At 59.7% G+C, this 26,383-nt stretch carries 18 protein-coding genes and 4 tRNA genes; 4 read left to right on the top strand and 18 right to left on the bottom strand.

Annotation, left to right across the window (positions count from 1 at the left end; all coding sequences use genetic code 11):
* Positions 1-20: 20 nt before the first annotated feature.
* The 17 genes from rpoC to FG13_RS20695 all read right to left on the bottom strand — a co-directional run bounded on the left by rpoC (position 21) and on the right by FG13_RS20695 (position 20,129).
* Positions 21-4,262: a DNA-directed RNA polymerase subunit beta' gene (gene rpoC, locus FG13_RS20775; RefSeq protein ID WP_034753138.1), complete on the bottom strand. Its 4,242-nt coding sequence runs from the start codon at positions 4,260-4,262 to the stop codon at positions 21-23.
* A gap of 109 nt (positions 4,263-4,371) precedes the next feature.
* A complete protein-coding gene (gene rpoB, locus FG13_RS20770; RefSeq protein WP_035823947.1) occupies positions 4,372-8,478 on the bottom strand; it encodes a DNA-directed RNA polymerase subunit beta in 4,107 nt (1,368 codons plus the stop codon).
* Positions 8,479-8,722: 244 nt separating this feature from the next.
* Positions 8,723-9,094 (bottom strand): 50S ribosomal protein L7/L12, encoded by a 372-nt coding sequence (rplL, locus tag FG13_RS20765; protein WP_034753136.1) that lies wholly within the window; start codon positions 9,092-9,094, stop codon positions 8,723-8,725.
* A 67-nt stretch (positions 9,095-9,161) separates the two neighbouring features.
* Positions 9,162-9,701 carry a 50S ribosomal protein L10 gene (rplJ, locus tag FG13_RS20760; RefSeq protein WP_034753621.1) on the bottom strand — a complete coding sequence of 180 codons (540 nt, stop codon included), beginning with the start codon at positions 9,699-9,701 and terminating at the stop codon, positions 9,162-9,164.
* 320 nt (positions 9,702-10,021) lie between these two features.
* Complete coding sequence (rplA, locus tag FG13_RS20755) at positions 10,022-10,717, bottom strand: 50S ribosomal protein L1 (protein ID WP_034753134.1); 696 nt, start codon at positions 10,715-10,717, stop codon at positions 10,022-10,024.
* A complete protein-coding gene (rplK, locus tag FG13_RS20750) occupies positions 10,717-11,151 on the bottom strand; it encodes a 50S ribosomal protein L11 (RefSeq protein WP_034753131.1) in 435 nt (144 codons plus the stop codon). The genes rplA and rplK overlap by 1 nt, the downstream gene beginning before the upstream one ends.
* Before the next feature lie 114 nt (positions 11,152-11,265).
* Entirely contained in the window at positions 11,266-11,892 is a 627-nt protein-coding gene (gene nusG, locus FG13_RS20745) for a transcription termination/antitermination protein NusG (protein ID WP_034753130.1), read from the bottom strand.
* Positions 11,892-12,275: a preprotein translocase subunit SecE gene (gene secE, locus FG13_RS20740; RefSeq protein WP_035823944.1), complete on the bottom strand. Its 384-nt coding sequence runs from the start codon at positions 12,273-12,275 to the stop codon at positions 11,892-11,894. Before secE ends, nusG begins: the two co-directional genes overlap by 1 nt.
* A 32-nt stretch (positions 12,276-12,307) precedes the next feature.
* Positions 12,308-12,383, bottom strand: a tRNA-Trp gene (locus tag FG13_RS20735).
* Between the two features lie 66 nt (positions 12,384-12,449).
* Positions 12,450-13,640: an elongation factor Tu gene (tuf, locus tag FG13_RS20730; RefSeq protein ID WP_034753125.1), complete on the bottom strand. Its 1,191-nt coding sequence runs from the start codon at positions 13,638-13,640 to the stop codon at positions 12,450-12,452.
* 88 nt (positions 13,641-13,728) lie between these two features.
* A tRNA-Thr gene (locus FG13_RS20725) sits at positions 13,729-13,803 on the bottom strand.
* Positions 13,804-13,846: 43 nt separating this feature from the next.
* Positions 13,847-13,920 (bottom strand) — tRNA-Gly (locus tag FG13_RS20720).
* 63 nt (positions 13,921-13,983) lie between these two features.
* Positions 13,984-14,068: transfer RNA gene (locus FG13_RS20715), tRNA-Tyr, on the bottom strand.
* Positions 14,069-14,300: 232 nt separating this feature from the next.
* Complete coding sequence (locus FG13_RS20710) at positions 14,301-15,947, bottom strand: response regulator (protein ID WP_035823941.1); 1,647 nt, start codon at positions 15,945-15,947, stop codon at positions 14,301-14,303.
* A 133-nt stretch (positions 15,948-16,080) separates the two neighbouring features.
* A complete protein-coding gene (locus FG13_RS20705) occupies positions 16,081-17,676 on the bottom strand; it encodes a DUF3369 domain-containing protein (protein WP_035823938.1) in 1,596 nt (531 codons plus the stop codon).
* A 63-nt stretch (positions 17,677-17,739) separates the two neighbouring features.
* Positions 17,740-18,828 (bottom strand): J domain-containing protein, encoded by a 1,089-nt coding sequence (locus tag FG13_RS20700; protein ID WP_035823936.1) that lies wholly within the window; start codon positions 18,826-18,828, stop codon positions 17,740-17,742.
* A gap of 149 nt (positions 18,829-18,977) precedes the next feature.
* Positions 18,978-20,129, bottom strand: a complete 1,152-nt coding sequence (locus tag FG13_RS20695) for a class I SAM-dependent methyltransferase (protein ID WP_035823933.1) — start codon at positions 20,127-20,129, stop codon at positions 18,978-18,980.
* Between the two features lie 74 nt (positions 20,130-20,203).
* On the opposite strand from FG13_RS20695, the gene FG13_RS20690 reads away from it, so the two are divergent.
* The 4 genes from FG13_RS20690 to pepF all read left to right on the top strand — a co-directional run bounded on the left by FG13_RS20690 (position 20,204) and on the right by pepF (position 24,461).
* Positions 20,204-20,992 carry an SDR family oxidoreductase gene (locus FG13_RS20690; RefSeq protein WP_035823931.1) on the top strand — a complete coding sequence of 263 codons (789 nt, stop codon included), beginning with the start codon at positions 20,204-20,206 and terminating at the stop codon, positions 20,990-20,992.
* Between the two features lie 54 nt (positions 20,993-21,046).
* Positions 21,047-21,445, top strand: coding sequence for a dihydroneopterin aldolase (locus FG13_RS20685; RefSeq protein WP_035823929.1), 399 nt, complete (start codon positions 21,047-21,049; stop codon positions 21,443-21,445).
* A gap of 5 nt (positions 21,446-21,450) precedes the next feature.
* A complete protein-coding gene (gene ttcA / locus FG13_RS20680; protein ID WP_035828533.1) occupies positions 21,451-22,413 on the top strand; it encodes a tRNA 2-thiocytidine(32) synthetase TtcA in 963 nt (320 codons plus the stop codon).
* Positions 22,414-22,592: 179 nt separating this feature from the next.
* Positions 22,593-24,461, top strand: a complete 1,869-nt coding sequence (gene pepF, locus FG13_RS20675; protein WP_035823926.1) for an oligoendopeptidase F — start codon at positions 22,593-22,595, stop codon at positions 24,459-24,461.
* Between the two features lie 100 nt (positions 24,462-24,561).
* Here pepF and kefC read toward each other — a convergent pair whose 3' ends face one another.
* The gene (gene kefC / locus FG13_RS20670) at positions 24,562-26,376 is read right to left on the bottom strand and encodes a glutathione-regulated potassium-efflux system protein KefC (protein WP_035823924.1); all 1,815 of its coding nucleotides are present in this window, start codon (positions 26,374-26,376) and stop codon (positions 24,562-24,564) included.
* Between the last annotated feature and the right edge of the window lie 7 nt (positions 26,377-26,383).

The raw sequence follows: 26,383 nt of genomic DNA, 5'->3' as shown, positions 1-26,383 counted from the left end.
TTGTCAGCTAGCAGCGTAGATTACGCTTCGTCGCCGTGGTGTTGCTGGGTTTCGATGTCCTGCAATGCTTCGGCAGCTTCGCCAGCCATCGAGGCTTTCTCGGCCAGCAGCAGTGCTTGACGCTCTTCCACTTCCCACGCTTCTTTCTCTTTGCGTGCGCGGTGGAAGGCCAGACCCGTACCGCCAGGAATCAGGCGGCCGACGATGACGTTCTCTTTCAGGCCGCGCAGACCATCGCGCTTGCCCATGATCGCCGCTTCGGTCAGCACGCGGGTGGTTTCCTGGAACGATGCGGCCGAGATGAACGAATCGGTCGACAGCGATGCCTTGGTAATACCCAACAAGACGTTTTCGTAGGTCGCTGGAATCTTGTTCTCAACGGCCATGCGATCGTTCTCGTCCAGCAGTTCCGAACGCTCTACCTGCTCGCCAACGATGTAGTTGGTGTCGCCGGCATTGACGATCTGAACACGGCGCAGCATCTGACGCACGATCACTTCGATGTGCTTGTCATTGATCTTCACGCCTTGCAGACGGTACACGTCTTGCACTTCGTCAACGATGTAACGTGCCAGCGCTTCGATACCCAGCAGGCGCAGGATGTCTTGCGGATCGGCCGGGCCGTCCACGATCATCTCGCCCTTGTTCACGACTTGGCCGTCATGCACCAGCACTTGTTTGTCCTTGGTGATCAAGAACTCATGCTTGTTGCCGTCCATGTCCGTGATTTCCAGACGCTGCTTGCCCTTGGTTTCTTTACCGAACGCAACCGTACCCGTGACTTCCGCCAGCATACCGGCATCTTTCGGCGAGCGCGCTTCGAACAGTTCCGCAACGCGCGGCAGACCACCGGTAATATCGCGCGTTTTTTGCGATTCGGTAGGAATACGTGCCAGCACTTCACCAACCGATACCTGTTGACCGTCCTTGACCATGATCAGCGCGCCGACCTGGAAGCCGATCGCCACCGAGTGTTCGGTGCCGGCGATCTTGACTTCTTCGTTCGCGTCGTTGATCAGCTTGACTTGCGGACGCAACGTTTTCGTCAACGAACCGCGACGTTTCGCATCGATCGCCACCAGGGTGGACAGACCGGTCACTTCATCGACCTGACGGGCAACGGTGACGCCTTCTTCGACGTTCTCGAAACGCACTTGACCGGCGTATTCGGTAATGATCGGACGGGTCAGCGGATCCCACGTTGCCAGGGCCGTACCGGCCTTGATGACCATGCCGTCCTTGACGATCAGGGTCGCACCGTACGGTACTTTATGACGCTCACGCTCACGGCCATGGTCATCGGTGATCAGCACTTCGCCGGAACGGGAAATGACGATTTGCGCGCCCTTGCCGTTCGTCACGTAACGCATGGTTGCCGTGAAGCGGATGGTACCGTTCGACTTGGCTTCCACCGACGATGCCACTGCTGCACGCGATGCCGCACCACCAATGTGGAACGTACGCATGGTCAGCTGGGTACCAGGCTCACCAATCGACTGCGCTGCCACCACACCGACGGCTTCGCCGGCGTTGACCAGCATGCCGCGGCCCAGATCGCGGCCATAGCACTTGGCGCACAGGCCGAAGCGCGTGTCGCAAGTCAGTGGCGTGCGGACCTTGACTTCATCGATGGACAGACGCTCGATCTCTTCGACCATGTCTTCGTCCATCAGGGTGCCGGCTTCGTACAGCGTTTCCTGGGTTTCAGGATTGACGACGTCATGCACCACCACGCGGCCGAGGATACGGTCACGCAACGGTTCGATGACTTCACCACCTTCGACCAGTGCCTTCATGACGGCGCCGTTCATGGTGCCGCAATCGTCCTCGATCACCACCAAGTCTTGCGTCACGTCAACCAGACGACGCGTCAGGTAACCGGAGTTAGCCGTTTTCAGCGCCGTATCGGCCAGACCTTTACGAGCGCCGTGGGTCGAAATGAAGTACTGCAAAACGTTCAGACCTTCGCGGAAGTTCGCGGTAATCGGCGTTTCGATAATCGAGCCATCCGGTTTGGCCATCAGACCACGCATACCGGCCAACTGGCGAATCTGGGCTGCGGAACCGCGCGCGCCGGAGTCGGCCATCATGTAAATGGCGTTGAACGATTCTTGCGTCGACTTGGTGCCGTCGCGGCGGATCACGTCTTCGACTTTGAGCTGGTCCATCATGGCCTTGCCGACTTCATCCGAGGTTTTGCCCCAGATATCGACTACCTTGTTGTAACGCTCGCCGGCGGTCACGAGACCCGAGGCGTATTGCTGTTCGATCTGCTTGACTTCCGATTCGGCCGTCGCGATCAGGGTCACTTTTTGCGGCGGTACCAGCATGTCGTCGACGCAGATCGAGATACCGGCGCGTGTCGCCAGGCGGAAACCCGATTGCATCAGTTTGTCTGCGAACACCACGGTGGCGCGCAGGCCGCACTTGCGGAACGACGTGTTGATCAGCTTGGAAATTTCTTTCTTTTTCAGCGCGCGGTTCAGGACGGAGAACGGCAAGCCTTTAGGCAGAATTTCCGACAGAATCGCACGGCCGATCGTCGTTTCGTAGCGGGTTACCGTTTTCTCGAATTCGCCCGTTTCGGCGTTTTTCGGGTATTCGGTAATACGCACGGTAACGCGGGTCGTCAGTTCGACTTCCTTGTTGTCGTAGGCGCGGATCACTTCCGACACGTCAGGGAACATCATCCCTTCGTTCTTCGCATTGATCGCTTCGCGGGTCGCGTAGTACAGACCCAGCACGATATCCTGGGAAGGAACGATCGATGGTTCGCCGTTCGATGGGAACAGGATGTTGTTCGATGCCAGCATCAACGTGCGTGCTTCCATCTGCGCTTCGATCGACAGAGGAACGTGGACCGCCATTTGGTCACCGTCAAAGTCGGCGTTGAATGCGGCGCAGACGAGCGGGTGCAGCTGGATGGCCTTGCCTTCAATCAGGACTGGCTCGAACGCCTGGATACCCAGACGGTGCAAAGTAGGTGCGCGGTTCAACATGATCGGATGTTCACGAATCACGTCTTCCAGGATGTCCCACACGACCGGCTCTTGAATCTCGACCAGCTTTTTCGCGGCCTTGATCGTGGTAGCCAGACCCATCAGTTCCAGTTTATTGAAAATGAATGGTTTGAACAGTTCCAGCGCCATCAGTTTCGGCAAGCCGCACTGATGCAGTTTCAATTGCGGGCCCACGACGATGACCGAACGACCGGAGTAATCGACGCGTTTGCCCAGCAAGTTTTGACGGAAACGGCCGCCCTTGCCCTTGATCATCTCGGCCAAGGACTTCAGCGGACGCTTGTTGGCGCCGGTCATCGCTTTGCCGCGACGGCCGTTGTCCAGCAGCGAATCGACTGCTTCTTGCAGCATGCGCTTTTCGTTGCGCGTGATGATCTCTGGAGCACGCAGCTCCATCAGGCGTTTCAGACGGTTGTTACGGTTGATGACGCGGCGATACAGATCGTTCAGATCCGAGGTCGCGAAACGGCCGCCATCCAGCGGTACCAGCGGACGCAGTTCCGGCGGCAGCACTGGCAGCACTTCCATGATCATCCAGTCAGGCTTGATGCCCGAACGCTGGAACGCCTCTAACACCTTAAGGCGTTTGGCGTATTTCTTGATCTTGGCTTCGGATTTCGATTCCTTCAGTTCCACGCGCAGGGTTTCGGCATCGCGGTGGATGTCGATCGAGCGCAGCAGTTCACGGATACCTTCGGCGCCCATGAAGGCGGTGAAGTCGTCGCCGTACTCTTCGTACTTGGCGGCGTAGTCGTCTTCCGACATGATCTGGCACTTCTTCAGCGGGGTCATGCCTGGATCGGTCACGACGTATGCTTCAAAGTACAGCACGCGTTCGATGTCCCGCAGGGTCATGTCCAGGACCATGCCCAGACGCGACGGCAGCGACTTCAGGAACCAGATGTGCGCGGTAGGCGAGGCCAGCTCGATGTGGCCCATGCGCTCGCGGCGCACTTTGGCCAGGGTGACTTCGACGCCGCACTTTTCGCAGATCACGCCGCGGTGCTTCAGGCGCTTGTACTTGCCGCACAGGCATTCGTAATCCTTGATCGGGCCAAAGATCTTGGCGCAGAACAGGCCGTCGCGCTCAGGCTTGAAGGTACGGTAGTTGATGGTTTCCGGCTTCTTGACTTCGCCGTAGGACCACGAACGGATTTTCTCAGGCGAAGCGAGACCGATCTTGATTGCATCGAAGGTCTCGTTGGTCTGTACTTGCTTGAATAGATCGAGCAGTGCTTTCATGTATCACTCCAGAGGTGATTAAATTTCTATATTCCTGAGACTACATTGCCCGGCGTGGTTTCCCAGCCGGGCTTTGTGTTTCCCAAACCAAATGACAGGGTGCTGTCGTTTAGTTGCGTTCGAGGTCGATATCGATACCCAGCGAACGGATTTCCTTGACCAGCACGTTGAACGATTCCGGCATGCCGGCGTCGATCACGTGGTCGCCCTTGACGAGGTTCTCGTACACTTTGGTACGGCCATTCACGTCATCGGACTTGACGGTCAACATCTCTTGCAAGACATACGACGCGCCATACGCTTCCAGTGCCCAGACTTCCATCTCACCGAAACGCTGACCACCGAACTGGGCTTTACCGCCCAGTGGCTGTTGCGTCACCAGCGAGTAAGGACCGGTCGAACGTGCATGCATCTTGTCATCGACCAAGTGATGCAGTTTCAGCATGTGCATGACGCCGACAGTGACCTTGCGCTCGAACGCTTCACCGGTGCGACCGTCATACATGGTCACCTGGTTCTTCGAAGCGGTCATGCCCAGGTTCTTGGCGATGTCGTCCGGATACGCCAGGTCCAGCATGCGGCGAATCTCTTCTTCATTGGCGCCGTCGAACACTGGCGTGGCGAATGGAACACCTTTTTTCAGGTTTTCCGCCAGCTTCATGATCTCTTCGTCGTCGAAGTTATCCAGATCTTCCGCGCGGCCATTGTCGTTGTAGATCGTCGTCAGGTACTTGCGCACTTGTTCGACCTTGGTTTGCGCCTTCAGCATTTCGCCGATGCGGATACCCAGACCCTTGGCAGCCCAGCCCAAGTGCGTCTCGAGAATCTGACCAACGTTCATCCGCGAAGGAACGCCCAGCGGGTTCAGCACAACGTCGGCTGGCGTGCCGTCGGCCATGTATGGCATGTCTTCCACAGGAACAATACGGGAAACCACACCCTTGTTACCGTGGCGACCTGCCATCTTGTCGCCCGACTGCAGGCGGCGTTTCACGGCCAGGTACACCTTGACCATTTTTTGCACGCCTGGTTGCAGCTCATCGCCTTGCGTCAGTTTCTTGCGCTTCTCTTCGAAGGCCAGATCGAACTGGTGACGCTTCTCGTTGATCGATTCCTTGATCGCTTCCAGCGCTACCGCTGCATCGTCGTCCGCAGGGCGGATGTCGAACCAGTGGTATTTGTCCAGATCGGCCAGGTAATCCTTGGTGATCTTGGCGCCTTTGGCCAGCTTTTTAGGACCGCCGTTGACAACTTTGCCGATCAGCATTTTTTCCAGACGCTGGAAGGCATCGCCTTCAACGATACGCATCTGGTCGTTCAGATCCAGACGGAAGCGTTTCAGTTCGTCATCGATAATTTGCTGGGCACGCTTGTCGCGCACGATGCCTTCACGGGTGAAGACTTGCACGTCGATCACGGTACCGATCATGCCCGAAGGCACGCGCAGCGACGTGTCTTTCACGTCCGAAGCTTTTTCGCCGAAAATCGCGCGCAGCAGCTTCTCTTCCGGGGTCAGCTGGGTTTCGCCTTTTGGCGTCACTTTACCAACCAGGGTGTCGCCGGCTTGTACTTCAGCGCCGATGTAGACGATACCGGATTCATCCAGACGTGCCAGCTGGTTTTCAGCCAGGTTCGAGATGTCGCGCGTAATTTCTTCCGCGCCCAGTTTCGTGTCACGGGCCACCACCGACAACTCTTCGATGTGAATCGAGGTGTAGCGGTCATCCTTGACGACGTTTTCCGAGATCAGGATCGAATCTTCGAAGTTCAGACCATTCCATGGCATGAAGGCCACGGTCATGTTCTGGCCCAGCGCCAATTCACCCAGGTCGGTCGATGCGCCGTCGGCGATCACGTCGCGCTTGGCAACACGGTCGCCCACTTGCACGATAGGACGCTGGTTGATGTTGGTGTTCTGGTTCGAACGGGTGTACTTGATCAGGTTGTAGATGTCGACGCCCACTTCACCAGCGGTCGCTTCGTCATCGTTGACGCGAATCACGACACGGCCTGCATCGATGTAATCGACGATACCGCCACGCAGCGCTTGCACGGTGGTGCCCGAGTCGACCGCAACGGTGCGTTCGATACCGGTACCGACCAGCGCTTTTTCCGGACGCAAGCAAGGCACAGCCTGGCGTTGCATGTTGGCGCCCATCAATGCACGGTTTGCATCATCGTGTTCGAGGAACGGAATCAGCGAGGCAGCGACGGAAACGATCTGACCAGGCGCCACGTCCATGTACTGGATGCGCTCTGGGGAGACCAGGATGGTTTCGCCGGCTTCACGGGCCGAGACCAGTTCATCGGACAGCATGCCTTCGTCGTTGATGGTCGCATTCGCCTGAGCGATGATGTAGCGGCCTTCTTCGATGGCGGACAGGTAGTCGATCTGATCGGTAATCTTGGAGCCTTCGACCTTGCGGTACGGGGTTTCCAGGAAGCCGTATTCATTCAGGCGGGCATACAGAGCCAGCGAGTTGATCAGACCAATGTTCGGACCTTCCGGTGTCTCGATCGGGCAGACGCGGCCGTAGTGGGTCGGATGCACGTCGCGCACTTCAAAGCCGGCGCGTTCGCGTGTCAGACCGCCGGGTCCCAGAGCCGATACGCGGCGCTTGTAGGTAATTTCCGACAGAGGATTGGTTTGGTCCATAAACTGCGACAGCTGGGACGAACCGAAGAACTCGCGAATCGCGGCCGAAATCGGCTTCGAGTTGATCAGGTCGTGCGGCATCAGGTTGTCCGCTTCGGCTTGGCCGAGGCGTTCCTTGACGGCGCGCTCAACACGCACCAGGCCGGCGCGGAATTGATTTTCGGCCAGTTCGCCCACGCAACGTACGCGACGGTTACCCAGGTGATCGATATCGTCGACTTCGCCGCGGCCATTGCGCAGTTCCACCAGGATCTTGATCACGGCCAACACGTCTTCGTTCGACAGGGTCATGGCGCCGGTCAGTTCATCGCGGCCAATGCGGCGGTTGAACTTCATGCGGCCCACGGCCGACAGGTCGTAGCGGTCCGAGTTGTAGAACAGGCCATTGAACAGCGCTTCAACGGAGTCTTCCGTTGGCGGTTCGCCTGGACGCATCATGCGGTAGATCGCCACTTTCGCAGCCATCTGATCGGCGGTGTCGTCGATACGCAGGGTTTGCGAGATGTAGGCGCCCTGATCCAGGTCGTTCGTGTACAAAGTCTGGATTTCGGAAATGTTGGCGTCGCGCAGGCGGCCCAACAAGTCTTCGGTCAGCTCATCGTTCGCGGACGCGACGACTTCGCCGGTGTCGCCATCGACGATGTTCTTCGCCAATACGCGGCCCAGCAGGTAGTCTTCCGGTACGGAAATGTGCTTGATGCCGGCAGCTTCGATATCACGCACGTGTTTCGCGTTGATACGCTTGTCTTTCAGCACCAGGGTCTTGCCCGACTTGTCGACGATGTCGAAACGCGCCACTTCGCCGCGCAGACGCTCGGAGACGAATTCCATTTCCGCGCCTTCGGAGCGCAGGTTGAAATTGTCGAAGACGAAGAAGTTCGCCAGGATTTGCTCATGCGACATGCCGATGGCTTTGAGCAGGATCGTTACTGGCATCTTGCGGCGGCGGTCGACGCGGAAGAACAGGATGTCTTTCGGGTCGAACTCGAAGTCCAGCCACGAACCGCGGTAAGGAATGATACGCGCGGAGAACAGCAGTTTACCGGACGAGTGAGTCTTGCCGCGGTCGTGCTCGAAGAACACGCCAGGCGAACGGTGCAGCTGGGAAACGATAACCCGCTCCGTGCCGTTGATGACGAACGAACCGGTGGTCGTCATGAGCGGCAATTCGCCCATGTAGACTTCCTGTTCCTTCATCTCTTTGACGACGGGCTTGGTTGGCGATTCCTTGTCCAGGATCACCAGACGCACTTTCGCGCGCAGCGGCGACGCGAACGTCAGGCCACGTTGTTGACATTCTTTGACGTCAAAGGCAGGATCGCCCAGAACGTACGACAAGAATTCGAGACGCGCAAAACCATTGTGCGACACGATAGGGAAAATCGAAGTGAAAGCCGACTGCAGGCCATCATTCTTGCGGCCGGACGGTGCTATGTCCTCTTGCAAGAAGCTATGATAAGACTCGAGCTGGGTCGCCAGCAGGAACGGAACGTGGTGAACGTTGGCGCGCTTCGCGAATGATTTGCGAATGCGTTTCTTCTCAGTAAATGAGTAGTGCATGGACACTCCGTGAGTGACAGAAAGGATAGAAAATTCAGGTTTTGCAAGTGTTCGTTTGCACCGCTGCGTGTGACACAGACGAAACCTCAAGGCTCTGCTTTCCGGCTTGAATCGAATAAAAACTGCTGCTACAACTACATGACAAATACGATGCAGACGACAAAGGAGCCAAAGTCGGATTTCCCCCCTTGCGAGGGGAAACCTCAGACTTTGACTCGGGCGCTAACTGCCGCCGGTACAGATATTACTTGATCGAAGCGGTTGCGCCGGCTTCTACCAGTTTCTTCTGTGCTGCTTCAGCGTCAGCTTTCGACACTGCTTCTTTCACAGTTTTTGGTGCGCCATCGACCAGGTCTTTAGCTTCTTTCAAGCCCAGGCCGGTGATTTCGCGAACTGCTTTAATAACGCCAACTTTGTTTGCGCCGAAGGTGTCAAGGATGACGTTGAATTCGGTTTGTTCTTCAGCAGCTGCTGCTGGGCCTGCTGCAGGACCGGCCGAAGCCATTGCTGCTGCGGACACGCCGAATTTTTCTTCGAATGCTTTAACCAGGTCGTTCAGGTCCATTACGGACATGGCGCTAACTGCTTCCAGGATATCGTCTTTGCTAATTGCCATTTTGAAACTCCTAAATTTATTACGTTAGTTACATCAGATTGGTACTGAGAGAAAAAAGCGCGCGCAATTAAGCGGCTGCTGGGGCTTCTTCTGCTGCTGCTTCTGCAGGAGCTTCGGCGCCTTCGCCTTTTTTCGCTGCCAGGGCAGCCAGACCACGTGCAAAGCCCGAAACCGGAGCCAGCATAACGCCCAACAACTGCGAAATGAGGACTTCACGGCTAGGAATGCTCGCCAACGCGGTGACAGCAGCTGTATCCAGCGGCTTGCCTGCGTAGTTACCTGCTTTGATGACCAGTTTGTCGTTGGTTTTAGCGAAGTCAGCGATGACTTTAGCTGCTGCAACGGCATCGGCCGAGATCGAGTAGATCAACGGGCCGGTCATGGCATCTGCCAGGCTGGCGAATGCGGTACCTTCAACGGAGCGACGAGCCAGAGTGTTTTTCAACACACGCAGGTACACGCCTTGGGCACGCGCTTTAGCACGCAGTTGCGTCAAGTGACCAACCTGGATGCCACGATATTCGGCCACGACGATCGTTTGCGCATTTGCTACTTGTGCGGAAACTTCGGCGACGACGGCCTTTTTGTCATTCAGATTGAGACTCACGGTCAACCTCCTTAAATGATGTTCGGCAATCACAACCGAGTGGTTGAGCGCCTTGCATCGGTTCGAACACGGCGTCCGAAGTCAAGAAGTACTAAACTGAGCGGATGGATTCACGCAGCATGAGGACTACAAAACTTGTTCGGGTACACCATCTGCGTTGGGCACTTGCCGTTGCCGGCAAGCCTATTAACCTTCTGCATGTGCGATCACAGTCGGCCCAACGGTCTTTGATTGTCTGCCTGCCTGGTGCGAACACCGGGCAGACAGCCCAAAGATGCGCCCGCAGCGCCCGAAGGCGCTACAGGACTTGATTCTGTTACTTAAGCTGCCAGGCTAGCCTGGTCAACACGGACGCCAGCGCCCATGGTCGACGACAGCGAAACTTTGCGCAGGTACACGCCTTTGCTCGATGCTGGCTTGGCTTTGTTCAGTGCGTCGATCAGTGCGACCAGATTCGACTTCAGATCTGCGTCAGCGAACGATTTACGGCCGATGGTAGCGTGGATGATACCGGATTTGTCGGTACGGTACTGAACTTGACCGGCTTTCGCGTTTTTCACGGCGGTAGCGACGTCAGGAGTAACAGTGCCAACTTTCGGGTTAGGCATCATGCCGCGTGGGCCCAGGATCTGACCCAGGGTACCAACGATACGCATGGTATCTGGCGAAGCGATAACGATGTCGAAAGGCATGTCGCCGGCTTTGATCTGCTCAGCCAGGTCTTCCATACCAACGATGTCGGCGCCAGCAGCTTTAGCCGCTTCCGCTTTTTCGCCCGACGCGAATACAGCTACGCGTACGGTTTTGCCGGTACCAGCTGGCAGCACGACGGAGCCGCGCACCACTTGGTCGGATTTCTTAGGATCAACACCCAGTTGTACCGATACGTCGATCGATTCATTGAACTTGGCCGTTGCGCACTCTTTGATCAGAGCGACAGCGTTGTCGAAAGCGTACACTTTGGTACGGTCGACTTTGGCTTTCAAAGCCTTGATACGTTTGGATAACTTAGCCATTATACAACACCTTCCACCGTGATACCAATCGAACGAGCGGAACCAGCGATGGTGCGTACAGCAGCATCCATGTCGGCAGCGGTCAGATCAGGGGTTTTCAATTTAGCGATTTCTTCAGCTTGTGCGCGGGTCAGCGTACCGACTTTGTCGGTATGTGGCTTCGGCGAACCTTTGGTGATCGCAGCAGCTTTTTTGATCAGGTAGGTTGCTGGAGGCGTCTTCATCACGAAGGTGAAGGACTTGTCAGCGAACGCGGTGATCACGACTGGAATCGGCATGCCTGGCTCCAGACCTTGGGTCTGTGCATTGAAGGCCTTGCAGAATTCCATGATGTTCAGACCACGTTGACCCAGAGCTGGACCGATTGGTGGGGATGGGTTTGCTTTACCAGCTGGCACTTGCAGCTTGATAAAACCAATGATTTTCTTTGCCATGATGGCTCCTATCTTGGATTGAGTAGTAGCGCCCCGCCGATCCTACCCTGGCGGGGCTCCTCTGACCGGATTTCGCTGAGACTGCCGCGACGCTCCTGGTGGCGCTGATACAACTTAAACTTTTTCGACCTGGCCGAATTCGAGCTCTACCGGAGTAGCGCGGCCGAAAATGGTGACCGAGACGCGTACTTTGGATTTCTCGTAGTTGACTTCTTCGACATTGCCGTTGAAATCGGTGAACGGACCATCCTTGATGCGGACTTGCTCGCCCACTTCGTACAAGGTTTTTGGACGGGGCTTTTCAACACCTTCCTGCATCTGCTTCATGATGCCGTCGATTTCGCGCGCGGAGATCGGCGTCGGCTTGTTCGACTTGCCACCAATGAAACCGGTAACCTTGCTGGTGTTCTTGACCAAGTGCCAGCTCTCGTCCGTCATTTCCATTTCAACCAGCACATAGCCAGGATAGAAACGACGTTCGGTGACGGACTTCACACCATTCTTGACTTCGACAACTTCTTCAATCGGCACCAGGATCTGGCCGAACTGGTCTTGCATGCCCGCGCGCTCGATACGCTCGGTCAGTGCGCGCATGACGCTTTTTTCCATGCCGGAATAAGCATGCACGACATACCAGCGCTTGCTGCTGACTGGCACGCTCAGCGCTGCACCAGTGTCCGCTACCGGAGCGTCGCCCGGAACGGACTCGTCCGCCGCTTCATCATGCACATTTTCGCTCATTATTTTTTCCAACCCAGAATTACGTCATACAACAAAAACTCGAGCAATTTATCCGTGCCCCACAGGAAAATCGCCATGACCAGCACAAAGGCAAACACGATCGCAGTAATCTGCGTGGCTTCTTTGCGGGTAGGCCAAACGACTTTCTTGGTTTCGCGCACAGCTTCTTTGGCGAAATTGAGAAATTCACGGCCGGTCGTCGAGATATACAAGAGCGCAACAGCAATAACCAAACCAGCCACAAGCGCGCTTGCACGCACCAGAGCTGGTTGGCCTGCCAGGTAATAAAACCCGACTACTCCTGCAATCGCAGCCACTATTGCCAGCGCGACTTTTATCTTGTCACTCGACGTGCTAACGGTTTGCACGGATTGATTTGACATTTTTCTACTTTCGGTGCCCTGCACCTTGACGGTGGCAGGGACGGAGGGCATCGAACCCCCAACCTTCGGTTTTGGAGACCGACGCTCTGCCAATTGAGCTACGTCCCTACGTAAAACTTTCGAGGAGTGCTATTCTACCACCCAGGACGCCCCGGGTGGAAGCATAACATTTCCTTATGCGAGGATTTTTGCAACCACGCCCGCGCCGACGGTACGACCGCCTTCGCGGATAGCGAAGCGCAGACCTTCTTCCATCGCGATCGGGTTGATCAGCTTGACGGTGATCGACACGTTATCGCCTGGCATGACCATTTCTTTGTCTGCTGGCAACTCGATCGAACCGGTGACGTCCGTCGTGCGGAAGTAGAACTGTGGACGATAGTTGTTGAAGAATGGCGTATGACGGCCGCCTTCGTCTTTCGACAGAACATAGATCTCGCCGGTGAAGTGTGCATGCGGCTTGATCGAGCCTGGCTTGGCCAGAACTTGACCACGTTGCACGTCTTCACGCTTGGTGCCGCGCAGCAGCAGACCAACGTTGTCGCCAGCTTGACCTTGGTCCAGCAGTTTGCGGAACATTTCCACGCCGGTGCAAGTCGTTTTGACGGTATCGGTGATACCAACGATTTCGATCTCTTCGCCGACTTTAACAATGCCGCGCTCGATACGACCGGTCACAACGGTACCGCGACCCGAGATCGAGAACACGTCTTCCACTGGCATCAGGAAAGCACCGTCAACAGCGCGCTCTGGCGTTGGGATGTAAGCATCCAGCGCATCGGCCAGACGCAGAACCGCGTCAACGCCCATTTCGCCTTCTTTGCCTTCCAGCGCCATACGTGCCGAACCTTTGATGATAGGCAGGTCGTCGCCTGGGAATTCGTACTTCGACAACAGCTCGCGCACTTCCATTTCAACCAGTTCCAACAGCTCTGCGTCGTCGACCAGGTCGCACTTGTTCAGGAACACGATGATGTATGGAACGCCAACTTGGCGGGCCAGCAGGATGTGTTCGCGGGTCTGTGGCATTGGGCCGTCAGCTGCGGAGCACACCAGGATCGCGCCGTCCATCTGGGCAGCACCGGTAATCATGTTTTTGATGTAATCGGCGTGGCCTGGGCAGTCAACGTGCGCGTAGTGACGCGTTTCCGTTTCGTACTCGACGTGGGCGGTGTTGATCGTGATACCGCGCGCTTTTTCTTCTGGTGCTGCATCGATCTGGTCGTATGCTTTAGCTTCGCCGCCGAATTTCTTCGACAGAACCGTTGCGATTGCAGCGGTCAGCGTGGTTTTACCGTGGTCGACGTGGCCGATGGTGCCGACGTTGACGTGCGGCTTGGTCCGTTCGAATTTACCTTTTGCCATTTTGAACTCCTAATGATTTGATTAGATTGCTCAGGCACACGCCCGACGGTCTGGTTTGAATTGCTTCTGTGCTGCCTGCTGCGAATTCTGGTGCCCTTGACGTGGATCGAACACGTGGCCTCTCCCTTACCAAGGGAGTGCTCTACCACTGAGCTACAAGGGCTGTAATTTGTTGCATGCGATGCATCAAGCATCTGAACGGAAACTGGAGCGGGTGAAGGGAATCGAACCCTCGTCGTAAGCTTGGAAGGCTTCTGCTCTACCATTGAGCTACACCCGCGAGGTATCGTTCACTTTATCTTCACTTGCTTTTTGCTACTACCCAGTTTTCCTTGCAAAAACTTGGTGGAGGGGGCTGGATTCGAACCAGCGTACTCATAGAGAACAGATTTACAGTCTGTCGCCTTTAACCACTCGGCCACCCCTCCGCGGGAACCGCAGAGTATGAAGCATCTACTCACAACTGTCAACCTTATTTACTGATGCCTGACTGCTGCATTTGCGTATAAAGAAGAAGTTGGCTGCTTCGGGGCGTGATTATAAGCTCCCGATTTGAGAATGTGCAAGGGTTGGCGCGAAAAAGTCTTCTTTTTTTGGATTTTTTTTATCGCCCCTGCCGGGAAGCCGCATTTTTCCGTCATTCGCCCCGCATTTCCCCCTTTACCGGGCATCAGGCGGATGCATCCAGGAGTTGCCCAAAGGCTTATATTTGCGCAACAACTGCTGATGCAAGCCCGACAGTACGGGCAATTTGGGATTGCGCGGGTCCAGCCGGCGCACGCCGGCGATAAACGTCAGCGCCTGCTGTCCCATGCGTTCATCCCATCCCTCGTGCTCCAGGCATTTCAGGACGGCCACGGCCGCATTGAAGACCACTTGCGGATTGTCGGGCAAGCGCGTGACGGCTTCGCCCATCAGGTCGACGGCGCCGCGGAAATCGCCCTCTCCCGCCCTGGCTGCGCCTGCCGCCACCATATCGGCCACTTCCTGGCGGCTTTGCCGCGCCAGCGCCTTGGCCAGCTCTTCGCGTCCCGCCTGTTCAAACACGGCCATGGCGCGCGTCATGGCGGCGCTGTCGGGCGCGTTGCGCATGACTTCGCGCATCACCTCGGCCGCCCCATCCTCGCGACCATGCGCCAGGCAGTGGCGCGCCAGTTCCGTTTTCAGCATGGTCGAGCCGCCCACGCTGTGGCGGTTGGCGGCCAGCGCCGCGTCCAGCGATTGCTGCAGGCGTTCCTCGTTGCCCGTATGCGCATGCAGCATGGCGCTGCACAGGGCGCTGCACAGTTCCGCATTCTTTTGCCCGCCCATCGACTTGTCGAGGTCGCGGATCACGGCGCCCGCCTGCAGCGGGTCGCCCTTGCGCACCAGGGTCTGCACCAGGCGCACATGGTCTTCCGGATCGCGGAATTCCGAATACTTGGCCTTGCTGACCACCAGTTTGAGGGATTTTTCCGCCATCTCGATATTGTCGGCCGCCAGGGCCGCCTCACCCAGACGGCGCAAGCGGCGCACGGCATGCGGCGACAGGGCCACCGCTACACTCAGGGCCTCCTGCGCCAGGTCCGGCTTGCCTTGCGCCAGATGCGTGCGCGCCAGCCAGTCATACGCGTCGAGAAAACGCTTGTTGTTTTCCAGCAGCCCTTCCAGCGTGCCCTGCGCCGCTTCGTATTCCCCCAGCAGGAACTGCGTCTTGGCCTGCCCCAGACGCGCCCAGCCGATGGACTTGGCCTGGTACAGGCCCGCGTAGATCGGTTCGGCGTCGGCCGCCTCGCCCAGCAGCAAATGCAGTTCCGCGCGCAGGCGCAGGAAATCGGTGGCATAACGGGGATACAGGCTGGCGCCCTCGGCGCAGGCGGCAATCGCCGCGCGCTCATTGCCCACGTCGATCAGTTCATACACGGGCACGAAGGCATTGCGCTTGTCCAGCGCGCGGCCGATGCGCTCGAGCATGTTGTCAGCGGTAAAAGGTTTGAGGATGTAATCGGTGGGCAGCAGTTCGACGGCGCTGACCACCTTGGCGAAGCTGCCTTCGCCCGTGACCATGAAGAACATGGTCGAGGCATGCATCAATTTGTGGTGGCGCAAGTCTTCCAGCATCTGCTGGCCATCCTGCCCGCCGTCGAGATCGTATTCGCACAGGATCAGATCATACGATTTGCTGCCCAGCATGCGGATCGCCTGGCCGGAACTGGCCGCGTCATCGATCTTCGCCAGGCCGCACAGGTTGAGCATATTGTGCAGGCTGGCGCGCATGCCCGGATGCGGCTCGATGATCAGCGCGCTGAGGCCCTTGAGTTCTTTCATGTCGTGATGTCCGAAAACTCCGTGGCGCGCCACACTGGTGCGTGGCGCCAGCCAGCATGAGGCTGCCGAGTATATGACGGCGCCGCGCACAAGGGAATGGCGGCGTGCCGAAAAATGCCAACGAAGTGGCGGCTCAAGCGGTGGCGTGCTCCGGATGCCACAGTTGCGGCTCGTGGTCGATCAGCTCCAGCAGCGCCGTCACCACCTCCGGATCGAACTGGCTGCCGCTGCGCTGCTCGATGTATTCGCGCACCTGCGGATACGGCCACGGCTCCTTGTACGGCCGCTCGTGCAGCAAGGCGTCAAAAACATCGACCACGGCAACGATGCGCGCGGCCACGGGAATGTCGCGCCCTTTCAGGCCGTTCGGATAACCGGCGCCATCGAAGTGTTCGTGGTGGCCGCCGGCGATCTGCGCGCCATACGTCAGGTAGCTGACGCCGTCGACCATGTTGGCGGCCCGTTCCAATATGCTGCGACCGACGCCGGCGTGCAGCTGCATCTGCGCCCGTTCCTCATCCGTATGCTTGCCCGGCTTGAGCAGCACGGCATCCGGCGTGGCCACCTTGCCCACGTCGTGCAGAATGCTGGCCAGGCCGATCATGTCGAGCAGCTGCGGGCTGAGCTCGTCGGCGTACACGCCGCGCTGCTGCATGCGCCGGGCGATGGCGTCGGACAACAGCTGCACGCGCCGCACGTGGCCGCCCGTGTCGCTGTCGCGGAACTCGGCCAGGTCGGCCAGCGCCACCACGGTCGCTTCCTGCGCCTTGCGCAGCTGGCCGAACATGTACAGGTTGTCGAAGGCGGCGGCGATGCGCTGGCAAAACACTTCCAGCAGATCGCGCTGGATCTGCGCCAGCGGCCACGGCGGCGTAACGGAAATGGCCAGCTCGCGGTTGCCTTCCGTATGAATGAACAGCACATTGGCCGGATGCTCGAACTGGCTGCGCTTTTCCGCGAACGCCTTGGCGATGGTGGGCGTGAGGGCATGGTCGGCCGGCAAGGCTTCCGCTTCGGCCAGCACGGCATACGTGCCCGTGGCGGCGACCACCTCGGGCCGCCCGGCGCCGCCCTGCATCAGGCACAGCACGCCGTCGGCGCCTACGTCGAGGATGGCGCTGACCTGGTTCAGCACGCCGGAAGCGAATTCGCGCAGGGAATGGATCTGGTACAGATTGGTGGCGCCGGCGAGGATCTTGCCCAGGCCGATGCGGCTGCGTTCGAGCATCATCAGGCTCTCGTAGGCGCGCAGGGCCGAAATGACGGTGGTAAACAGCTTTTGCGTCGTCAGTTCCGTCTTGGCCTTGTAATCGTTGATGTCGTATTCGATGATGACGCGCTGCTCGGGCGCCTGGCCCGGCTGGCCCGTGCGCAGCACGACGCGCACGATGGAGTTGTTCAGGTCGGCGCGGATGCGCTTGGCGAGGATCAGGCCCGCATCATCCGTTTCCATCACCACGTCGAGCAGCACCAGCGCGATATCGGGCGTGTCGCGCAGGATCTCGTATCCTTCACGGCCGCTGTAGGCGGAAAACAGTTCCAGTTCACGCCCCTTGAAACTGACATTGCGCAGCGCCAGCCGCGTGACCGCATGCACATCGACGTCGTCATCGACGATCAGGACACGCCACAGGCGCTGGTCGGGCGCGGCCAGCCCGGCAGGACTGGCCACCGGCTCATCTTCGTCGAGCAGCCAGTTATCATCTGCATCGGCTTTGAGGTCGGTCATGAATACTCCTAATGGATAAGTTCGATGTGGACGCTGCGTTGACGCCTATCAAGCATAATCAGATTAGATGCTGCTTACAACAGGATTCTGCGTACCGCCTTCGCTGGCGGGCGGCGACGAGGCCGAGGCGCCGCTGCGCGTGGCGCCGCCGCAATTGTCCTGGCCTGGCCCGACGGCCTGGTAGCGCACTTCATACTTGCCCGCGCTGAGCTGCTCCACCAGCAGCTTGTCGTACGCGAGGATGTACAGATAGCGCACATTCGAGCGCCGCTCCGTGTCATACAGCTTGACGAACACGGGCGCGGCATTGCCGCTGTTGTCGATGCTCACGGCCAGTTCATCACCCTTGTTACCAATCGGGAATCCATCGACATAGCCGGAATGGGCCGGCCAGGGTTCGCCATTCGGCGCCACCAGCGATGGGGACTCGGCTTTGCCGGCCCCATCACAGGCGGGCGGGACGCCTTTCAGGCTCAGCTGGGACACGGCCAGCACGCGGATCTCGGGCGTCTTCGCTTGCGGGGGTTCGGGCGCATACGGCTTGCCCACGGCCCAGCTATCGACGGCCACGGCCTCGCCTTTCGATGACGACGACGCCGCACTGGCCGCAGACGTGGCTGTTTCCGCATGGGGCTGGGCGCCATCGCGGGCCAGGCCGCTCCAGGCCGACGCCAGCGCGGCAGGCACGGGTTGCGACGTATCGAGCATCAGCAAGGCGCCCAGCCAGCCCAGCAGCAGGCAGACTAGCAAACTCAGCCACCAGCGCCAGTTGCGCCAGACGGGTTGCAAGCCGCGCCGCGCCTTGCCCTTCGGCGGCGGCACATCCTGCGCCCACGTGTGTTCATGCTGCTGGGCATGGCCTTTCGCGCGGCCATCGCGGCTCTTGCCTTCTTCCTGGTGGGTGCTTTCCAGCCATTCGATTTCCCACTCCTCGGCGGCGATCCACTCGTCGTGTTCCTTGCGGCGCTGGGGATCGGACAAGGTGCCATAGGCGCTGTTGAGGATCGCCATGATGCGGGCGGCCTTTTCGTCGCCGGGATTCTTGTCCGGGTGGTATTTCTGGCTGAGGGCTTTGTACGCGGCACGTATGACTTCCTGCGGCGCCAGGCGCGCCACCTTCAGGTTGTCATAGTGTGTGTGTATCTTTCCCATCGTTCTATCTTGAAATCGGTGCGCGGCGACGGGTTCTTGCAGGATGGAACCGTGCTGTGTCGGTCATCATATACGATATGACAAGATAATAACCACTGGCGGACAGGAAATTGCAGGGCGGCACTGCCCTGCCTTGATATTGCGGGCGCTTACAGGCGGTGGCTGCGGTCGCTGGACAACAGCGCTTCCGGCAAGTCCACCTGGTGCCCCACCACCAGCACCTTGAACAATTCCCCCATCTCGGCCGGCGACACCAGCTTTTGCACGGCGCTGGCTTGCGGCAAGTACGTTTTGACCTGCTGCGGATCGGTGCGCAGCAGCAAGTCGCCGAGGCCCGCGCCCAGCAGGAAGGAGGCCTGGTTCATGTAGGCGAGCACGTCAAGGCCCGCATCCTGCGCCGCCACCGCCATGGCCGTAAAGTCGACATGGGCCGTGATGTCCTGCAAACCGGGCAGATAAAACGGTTCCGCGTGGGCATGATGGCGGTAATGGCACATCAAGGTGCCCGTGGCGCGCAAGTCCAGGTAATACTCGTGCGCAGGAAAACCGTAATCGAACAGCACGGCCGCGCCGCCCTTGCCATTGGTCAGCATGCGCGCCAGAGAGCGCATGAAGCCGCAGGCCACGCCATGTATCTCGCTGACATAGCCCACCGGCAAGGCATCGGCGTCCGGCACCTGGGCGGCGATCTGCGCGGCCACGTCATCGCCGGCAAGCCGTTCGACAAACACGAACTGGCCGTCGGCAATGCTGACGTCGAGTTCGCACCAGCCGGCAGGCGTCTTGCTGATCAGGTTGACGGGCATGGCGTCGAGCACTTCATTGCCGAACACGGCGCCTTCGAAACTGTCGGGAAAACCGTCGAGCCACACCACTTGCGGGAAGGCCGCCAGCGCCAGCTCCTGGCGCGCGCGCAATTCGCCGGACAATTCGACGATCGCATACTGTTCAATGGCGATGCCGGCCTGCGCCGCTTCCGTCAGGATATCCAAGGCCAGCTTGCCCGTGCCGGCGCCGAATTCGAGGATGCGGGGGGCCGTTTGCGCCATAATAGCGGCTGCCACATGGGCCAGGGTGGCGCCGAACAGGGGCGAAATCTCCGGCGCGGTTGTAAAATCGCCATCTTTGCCCAGCTTGGCGGCGCCGCCGCTGTAATAGCCGAGGTCAGGCGCGTACAGCGCCAGCTCCATGAAGCGGACAAAGGGAATGGCGCCGTCATTGCGCGCGATTTCGGCGGCAATCTGGTGCTGCAAGGCATGGGACGCGGCCAGCGCGTCGCTATCGGGTGCGGGAAGAGACATTCCCGCATTGTAGCGAATCGGCGGCGCATGCCGCCAGTGTGGCGTCCACCGAATATCTCAACCATAGCAAAGACATGACAGAAGCAACGACAACGCCATTCGACAGCACTCCCCGCGTCGCCCTCGTCACGGGCGCCGCGCGCCGGCTCGGCCGCGCCATCGCCCTGGGCCTGGCGCGCGACGGCTGGGATATCGCCGTGCATTACCGCGACTCGCGCGAGGAAGCGCAGAGTCTGGTGGCGGAAATCGCCGCGCTGGGCCGCCGCGCGCAAGCGTTCCCCTGCGACCTGGCGCAGGAAGACGCCGTGCGCCAGCTGCTGCCGCAGGCGCAGGCGGCGCTGGGGCCCGTTACTTGTGTGGTCAACAACGCATCGTTGTTTGCATACGACAATGCCGGCGATTTTTCCTTCACCGCGCTCGACGCCCACATGCACGCCAACCTGGCCGCCCCCATCCTGCTGGCGCAAGCGCTGTACCAGGCCACCCCGGCAGGCGGGCAAGCCGTGGTCATCAACTTGCTGGATCAAAAACTGTACAATCTCAATCCTGATTTTTTGTCGTACACCCTGTCCAAGGCGGCGCTGTTGTCGGCGACCACCATGCTGGCCCAGGCGCTGGCGCCGAAAGTGCGCGTGGTGGGCATCGCCCCCGGCATCACCATGGTTTCCGGCGAGCAGACGCAAGCGAACTTTGCCAAGGCGCATGAAAACACGCCGCTGGGACGCTCCAGCACGCCAGAAGATGTGGCCGACAGCGTCTGTTACGTGGCCGGCGCGCGCGCGCTGACGGGTACGACCCTGCTGGTCGATGGCGGCCAGCATTTGATCGGCTTGCCACGCGACGTCATGTTTTTGACCAAATAATCAGCAGCCCTAGCAAACAACCAGCATTCCAGCATTCCCTAAAAGGTAAAACCTATGTCGTCCGCCCTGTTCCACCCTCGCCTGGCCGATTGCCGCCGCCTGTTCCTGCGCAATTACGAAGTCCTCATCAACATCGGCGTCTACGACTTCGAGAAAAAGGGCGAGCAGCGCGTCCTCATCAACGTCGACCTGTACATTCCCCTGGCCCTGTCGACGCCGAAGGATGACCAGCTGGAAGAAGTGGTCGACTACGACTTCATGCGCGAAACCATCGCCAGGCGCATGGCGCAAGGCCACGTGCAGCTGCAGGAAAGCCTGGTCGACGACGTGCTCGCCGCCATGCTGGCGCACCCGCGCGTGCGCGCCGCGCGCGTGTCGTCGATGAAACCGGACGTGTATCCCGACTGCGAAGGCGTGGGCGTGGAAGTATTCAAGATCAAGGATGAAGCATGAGCAATATGAACGACACCGCAGTCATGGAAACGACGACCACGGCCGTGGAATTCCCGGCCAACGTGGAAGCGCAGAAACTGGCGCGCAAGAAGGCGGAAAAGATCGCCCTGGAAAACAACAAGCTGCACAAGCGCTTGTGCCGCCTGGTGGGGCAAGCCATCGGCGATTTCAACATGATCGAAGACGGCGACAAGGTGATGGTGTGCCTGTCCGGCGGCAAGGATAGCTACGCGCTGCTGGACATTTTGATGACCTTGCGCGAACGCGCGCCGATTCACTTCGATATCGTCGCCGTCAACCTGGACCAGAAGCAGCCGAACTTCCCGCCGGAAATCCTGCCCGCCTACCTGACGGAACTGGGCGTGGCCTTCCACATCGAAAACCAGGATACCTACAGCATCGTCAAGCGTCTGATCCCGGAAGGCAAGACGACCTGCTCGCTGTGCTCGCGCCTGCGCCGCGGCATCCTGTACCGCGTGGCCGACGAGCTGGGCGCCAACAAGATCGCCCTGGGCCACCACCGCGATGACATCCTGGAAACGTTCTTCCTGAACATGTTCTTCGGCGGAAAACTGAAAGGCATGCCGGCCAAGCTGCAATCGGACGACGGCAAGCACATCGTCATCCGCCCGATGGCCTACGTGAAGGAAGAAGACACGCAGCGCTATGCGGAAGTCAAGGGCTTCCCCATCATTCCATGCGACCTGTGCGGTTCGCAGGAAAACCTGCAGCGCAAGCAGATCAAGGGCTTGATGCGCGAATGGGACAAGAAATTCCCCGGCCGCGTGGAAAGCATCTTCTCGGCCCTGTCGAACGTGGCGCCATCGCATTTGATGGACCCGAAACTGTTCGGTTTCAAGGATTTGAAAGCGGACGGCGTGGCCAGCCCCATGGGCGACATCGCGTTTGACGAAGAGCCATGCTCGACGCCGACGACGTTTGGCACGATTCCGCTGCAAACGCTGTAAGCCGCTGTTCTAAGCCCGTGTTGTTTCGCCGCCACCGCCCAGGTGGCGGCATCCCTCCTCTTTCCCCCTGCCTCCATTTGATGTACCGTAGTCAGCTCTGCCGGTACGCGATGTGTCACGCGCGCATTCCTGCCCGGCGGTCAGCACGCATTCTTCCGACAACCTCACTGGAATGAACCATGACGCCATCCGCGCTCAAGCGCCCCTTGCTGTTCTCCCTGCTGGCCCTCGGCCTCGCCACCGCCTCTGCCGCTCCCGCTCTCACCGACCGCCAGGCCGACCGCTGGGATCTGACGGCGCTGTACGCCAGCGACGCCGCCTTCGACGCCGACGCGAAAAAGCTGTCGGCCCAGCTGCAGCAACTGGGCGCCTGCAAGGGGCAATTGAGCACCCGCCTGAAAAGCTGCCTGGACCTGGTCGCCGATGCGCGCAAGCGCGTCAACACGCTCACCACCTATGCGGCGCAGTACTACGACCAGGATACGGGCGACAGCAAGGGTAACCAGCTGAACCAGCGCGCCGCCCTGCTGGGCAACGACTTCAGCCAGGCGACGACCTTTCTGCAGCCGGAAATCCTCGCCCTGGGCGCCAAGCGCATCGACGCCATGCTGGCGCAAGACAAGGGCTTGCAGCTGTACCGCTTTCAATTGAATAACATGCTGCGCAGCGCGCCGCATACGCTGGACGCGGCAGGCGAACAGCTGGTGGCCCAGTTCGGCCTGGCGACTGGCTCGGCCGCCAGCGTCTACCGCACGCTGGCCAATGCGGAAATCGCGTGGCCGACCGTGAAACTGTCGGACGGCACGCAAGTGCGCCTCGACCAGGCGGCCTATACCAAATACCGGGGCGACGACCGGCGCGCCGACCGCAAGCTGGTGTTCGACGCCTTCTTCGGCAAGTGGAAAGAGTATGAACGCACGTTCGGCGAAACCCTGTACGGCCAGTTGAAGACGGACGCCGCCTACGCGAAAGTGCGCCGCTATCCCGACTCGCAAAGCGCGGCGCTCGACGCCGACAACTTGCCGCCGGCCGTCTACCAGACCCTGATCGCGCAAACCAACGCCAACCTGCCCACCCTGCACCGCTACTTCAAGCTGCGCGCGCGCATGCTGGGCGTCAAGGACCTCGCGTATTACGACATCTATGCGCCGCTGCTGAAAAGCGACCGCACCTTCCCGCTGGCCGAAGGCAAGCAGATGATGCTGGCCTCGGTCGCGCCGCTGGGCCCTGACTACGTCAAGGCACTGAGTGCCGCCGTGGACGCGCGCTGGATGGATGTGTACCCGCGCCCGCGCAAGGTGGCGGGCGCCTACATGAATGGCGACGCGTACGACGTGCACCCGTTCGTGCTGCTCAACTACACGGACAATTACGAAGCCGTCAGCACCCTGACCCACGAATGGGGCCACGCCATGCACTCGGTGCTGGCCAACAAGGCGCAGCCGTCGATCTATGCGCCGTACAGCATCTTTGTCGCGGAAATCGCCTCGACGACGAACGAGGCGCTGCTGCTCAACGCGCGACTGAAGCAGGCCAAGGATGACGACGAGCGCCTGCTGTACCTGGGCGCGGCGCTGGAAAACCTGCGCGGCACCTACTTCCGCCAAGCCATGTTCGCCGAATTCGAAGCGGCCATCCACGGCAAGGTGGATAAGGGAGAATCGCTGACAGGCGAAGAGATCACGGCCATCTATGCCGGCATCCTCAAGCGCTACCATGGCGAAGCGCAAGGTGTCATGACCATCGATCCCGCCTACGCGCTGGAATGGGCCTACGTGCCGCATTTTTATCACGGCTTCTATGTGTTCCAGTACGCCACCTCGATCGCGGCAGCGCAGGATTTCGCGCAGCGCATCCTCGACAAGGAACCAGGCGCGCTGGCCGCCTACCTGAAGATGCTCAGCTCCGGCGGTTCCGCGTATCCGTATGAGCTGGTGAAGGCAGCCGGCGTCGACCTGGCCTCGCCGAAACCATACCAGGCACTGGCGGCGCGCATGAATGGGATCATGGACCAGATCGAGGCGATTGAAGCGAAGCGGGGGAAATAAGGCTGGAACGAGACGCAAAAGGCGTAGGTCGGCTTAGCGCAAAGCGCGTAAGCCGACAGCACCCGCAACGCCAACAAGGTGTCGGATTACGCGGTTCCCGCTAATCCGACCTACCGTTCTCCGTTTCCGCTGCCGCAAACGCCGCCGCATCGCTCTCGAACATGTCTTCCAGCTCCTCGCGCGCCTGGCGCGTGAGGGACATGACTTTTTGCTGGTCCTGGAAGTGCGGCGCCACTTCCAGCAGGGTTTTCAGGTTATGCCGGCCAAAGATGCCGGCCGCGCGCTGCGCCCGCTCCGCGCTGAAGCCCACCTGCTGCAAGGTCTGCTCGCCCAGCAGCAGGGCGGCCGCGAACGTCTCGCGCTCGATCAGGGTCACACCGCGCTTCATCAATTCATAGTAATGCGTGACGTTGCGCGCGCGCGCCAGTATCGTCAATTCGGGCAGGCGCAGGCGCACCGCGTCGACCAGGGCCAGGCTGTCTTCCACGTTGTCGATGGCGATCACCAGCGCCCTGGCCTTTTCGATGCCGGCCGCCACCAGCAAGTCCACGCGCGTGGCGTCGCCATAAAACACTTTAAAGCCGAACTTGCGCAGCAGGTCGATCTGGTCCGGGTCGTGATCGAGCACCGTCACGCCGATCTTGTTGGCCGCCAGCAGGCGGCCGATGATCTGGCCGAAACGGCCGAAGCCGGCGATGACGATGGGGTTGTCCTGCGCCTCGATATGGTCGTCGGGGCGGCGCTTCTTGTCGCTCTGCAGGCGCGGCGCGACGAATTTGTCGTGCGCCAGCAGCAGCAAGGGCGTGGCCACCATCGACAGGGTCACCACCACGACCAGCAGCGCGGCAGTCTCCGGCGCAAACACGTGCGCGGCCTCGGCGGCGGCAAACACGACGAAGGCGAATTCGCCGCCCTGCGACAGCAGCAGCGCAAAGAACAGCTGCTGGCCGCGGGGAATGTCGACAAACTTCGACAGCACGTACAGCAAGGCGATTTTCACCGCCAGGAGCCCCGCCACCAGTGCCAGGATCAGCAGCGGCTGGGCGCGCAGCACGCCGAAATCGACGGACATGCCGACGGCGATGAAGAACAGGCCCAATAACAGGCCCTTGAACGGCTCCAGGTCGGAAATGAGCTCATGGCGGTATTCGGAATCGGCCAGCAGCACACCCGCCATGAAGGTACCCAGCGCCATCGACAGGCCCACCGACTCCATCAGCACGCAGATGGCGATCACCAGCAGCAGGGCGAAGGCCGTGAAGATTTCGCGCAAATCCGTCCTGGCGATGAAGCGCAGGATGGGGTTCACGAGGAAGCGCCCGCCGATCACCAGCGCCGCCAGCACGGCGGCCAGCTTGGCCACGCGCAGCCAGCCCGGTTCGCCGCTGTGCGTGACGAGGCCGCCCAAGAGCGGCACCAGCGCGATCATGGGAATGGCGGCGATATCCTGGAACAGCAAAATGGAAAAGCCGGCGGAACCGGCCGGCGTAGTCATCAGCTTGCGTTCGCCCAGGGTGGCCAGCACGATGGCCGTCGACGACAGCGACAGCCCCAGCGCCCCGACCAGCGCCGTGCGCCAGTCTACGCCAAAGGCCATGGCCACGGCGCACAAGCCCGCGCTGACGACGCCCACCTGCGCCCCGCCCCAGCCGAAAATCGGCCGGCGCAGCAGCCACAAGCGTTTCGGTTCGAGTTCCAGCCCGATCAGGAACAACAGCAGCACCACGCCGAATTCGGAAAAGCTGAGGATCACCTCGACATTCTTGATCAGGCCCAGGCCCCACGGTCCGATGACGACGCCGGCCACCAGGTAGCCCAGCACGGCGCCCATGCCCAGACGCTTGGCCAGCGGCACCATGATGATGGCGGCGACCAGGTAAAACAGTATGTTGATGAGAAAGCTGTGGTGTTCCATGCGGGGT

The organism is Janthinobacterium sp. RA13 (assembly GCF_000745325.1).
Lineage (GTDB): Bacteria > Pseudomonadota > Gammaproteobacteria > Burkholderiales > Burkholderiaceae_D > Janthinobacterium > Janthinobacterium rivuli.
The sequence above is the reverse complement of the archived record's forward strand: the minus strand, read 5'-3'. Positions and strand labels throughout refer to the sequence as shown.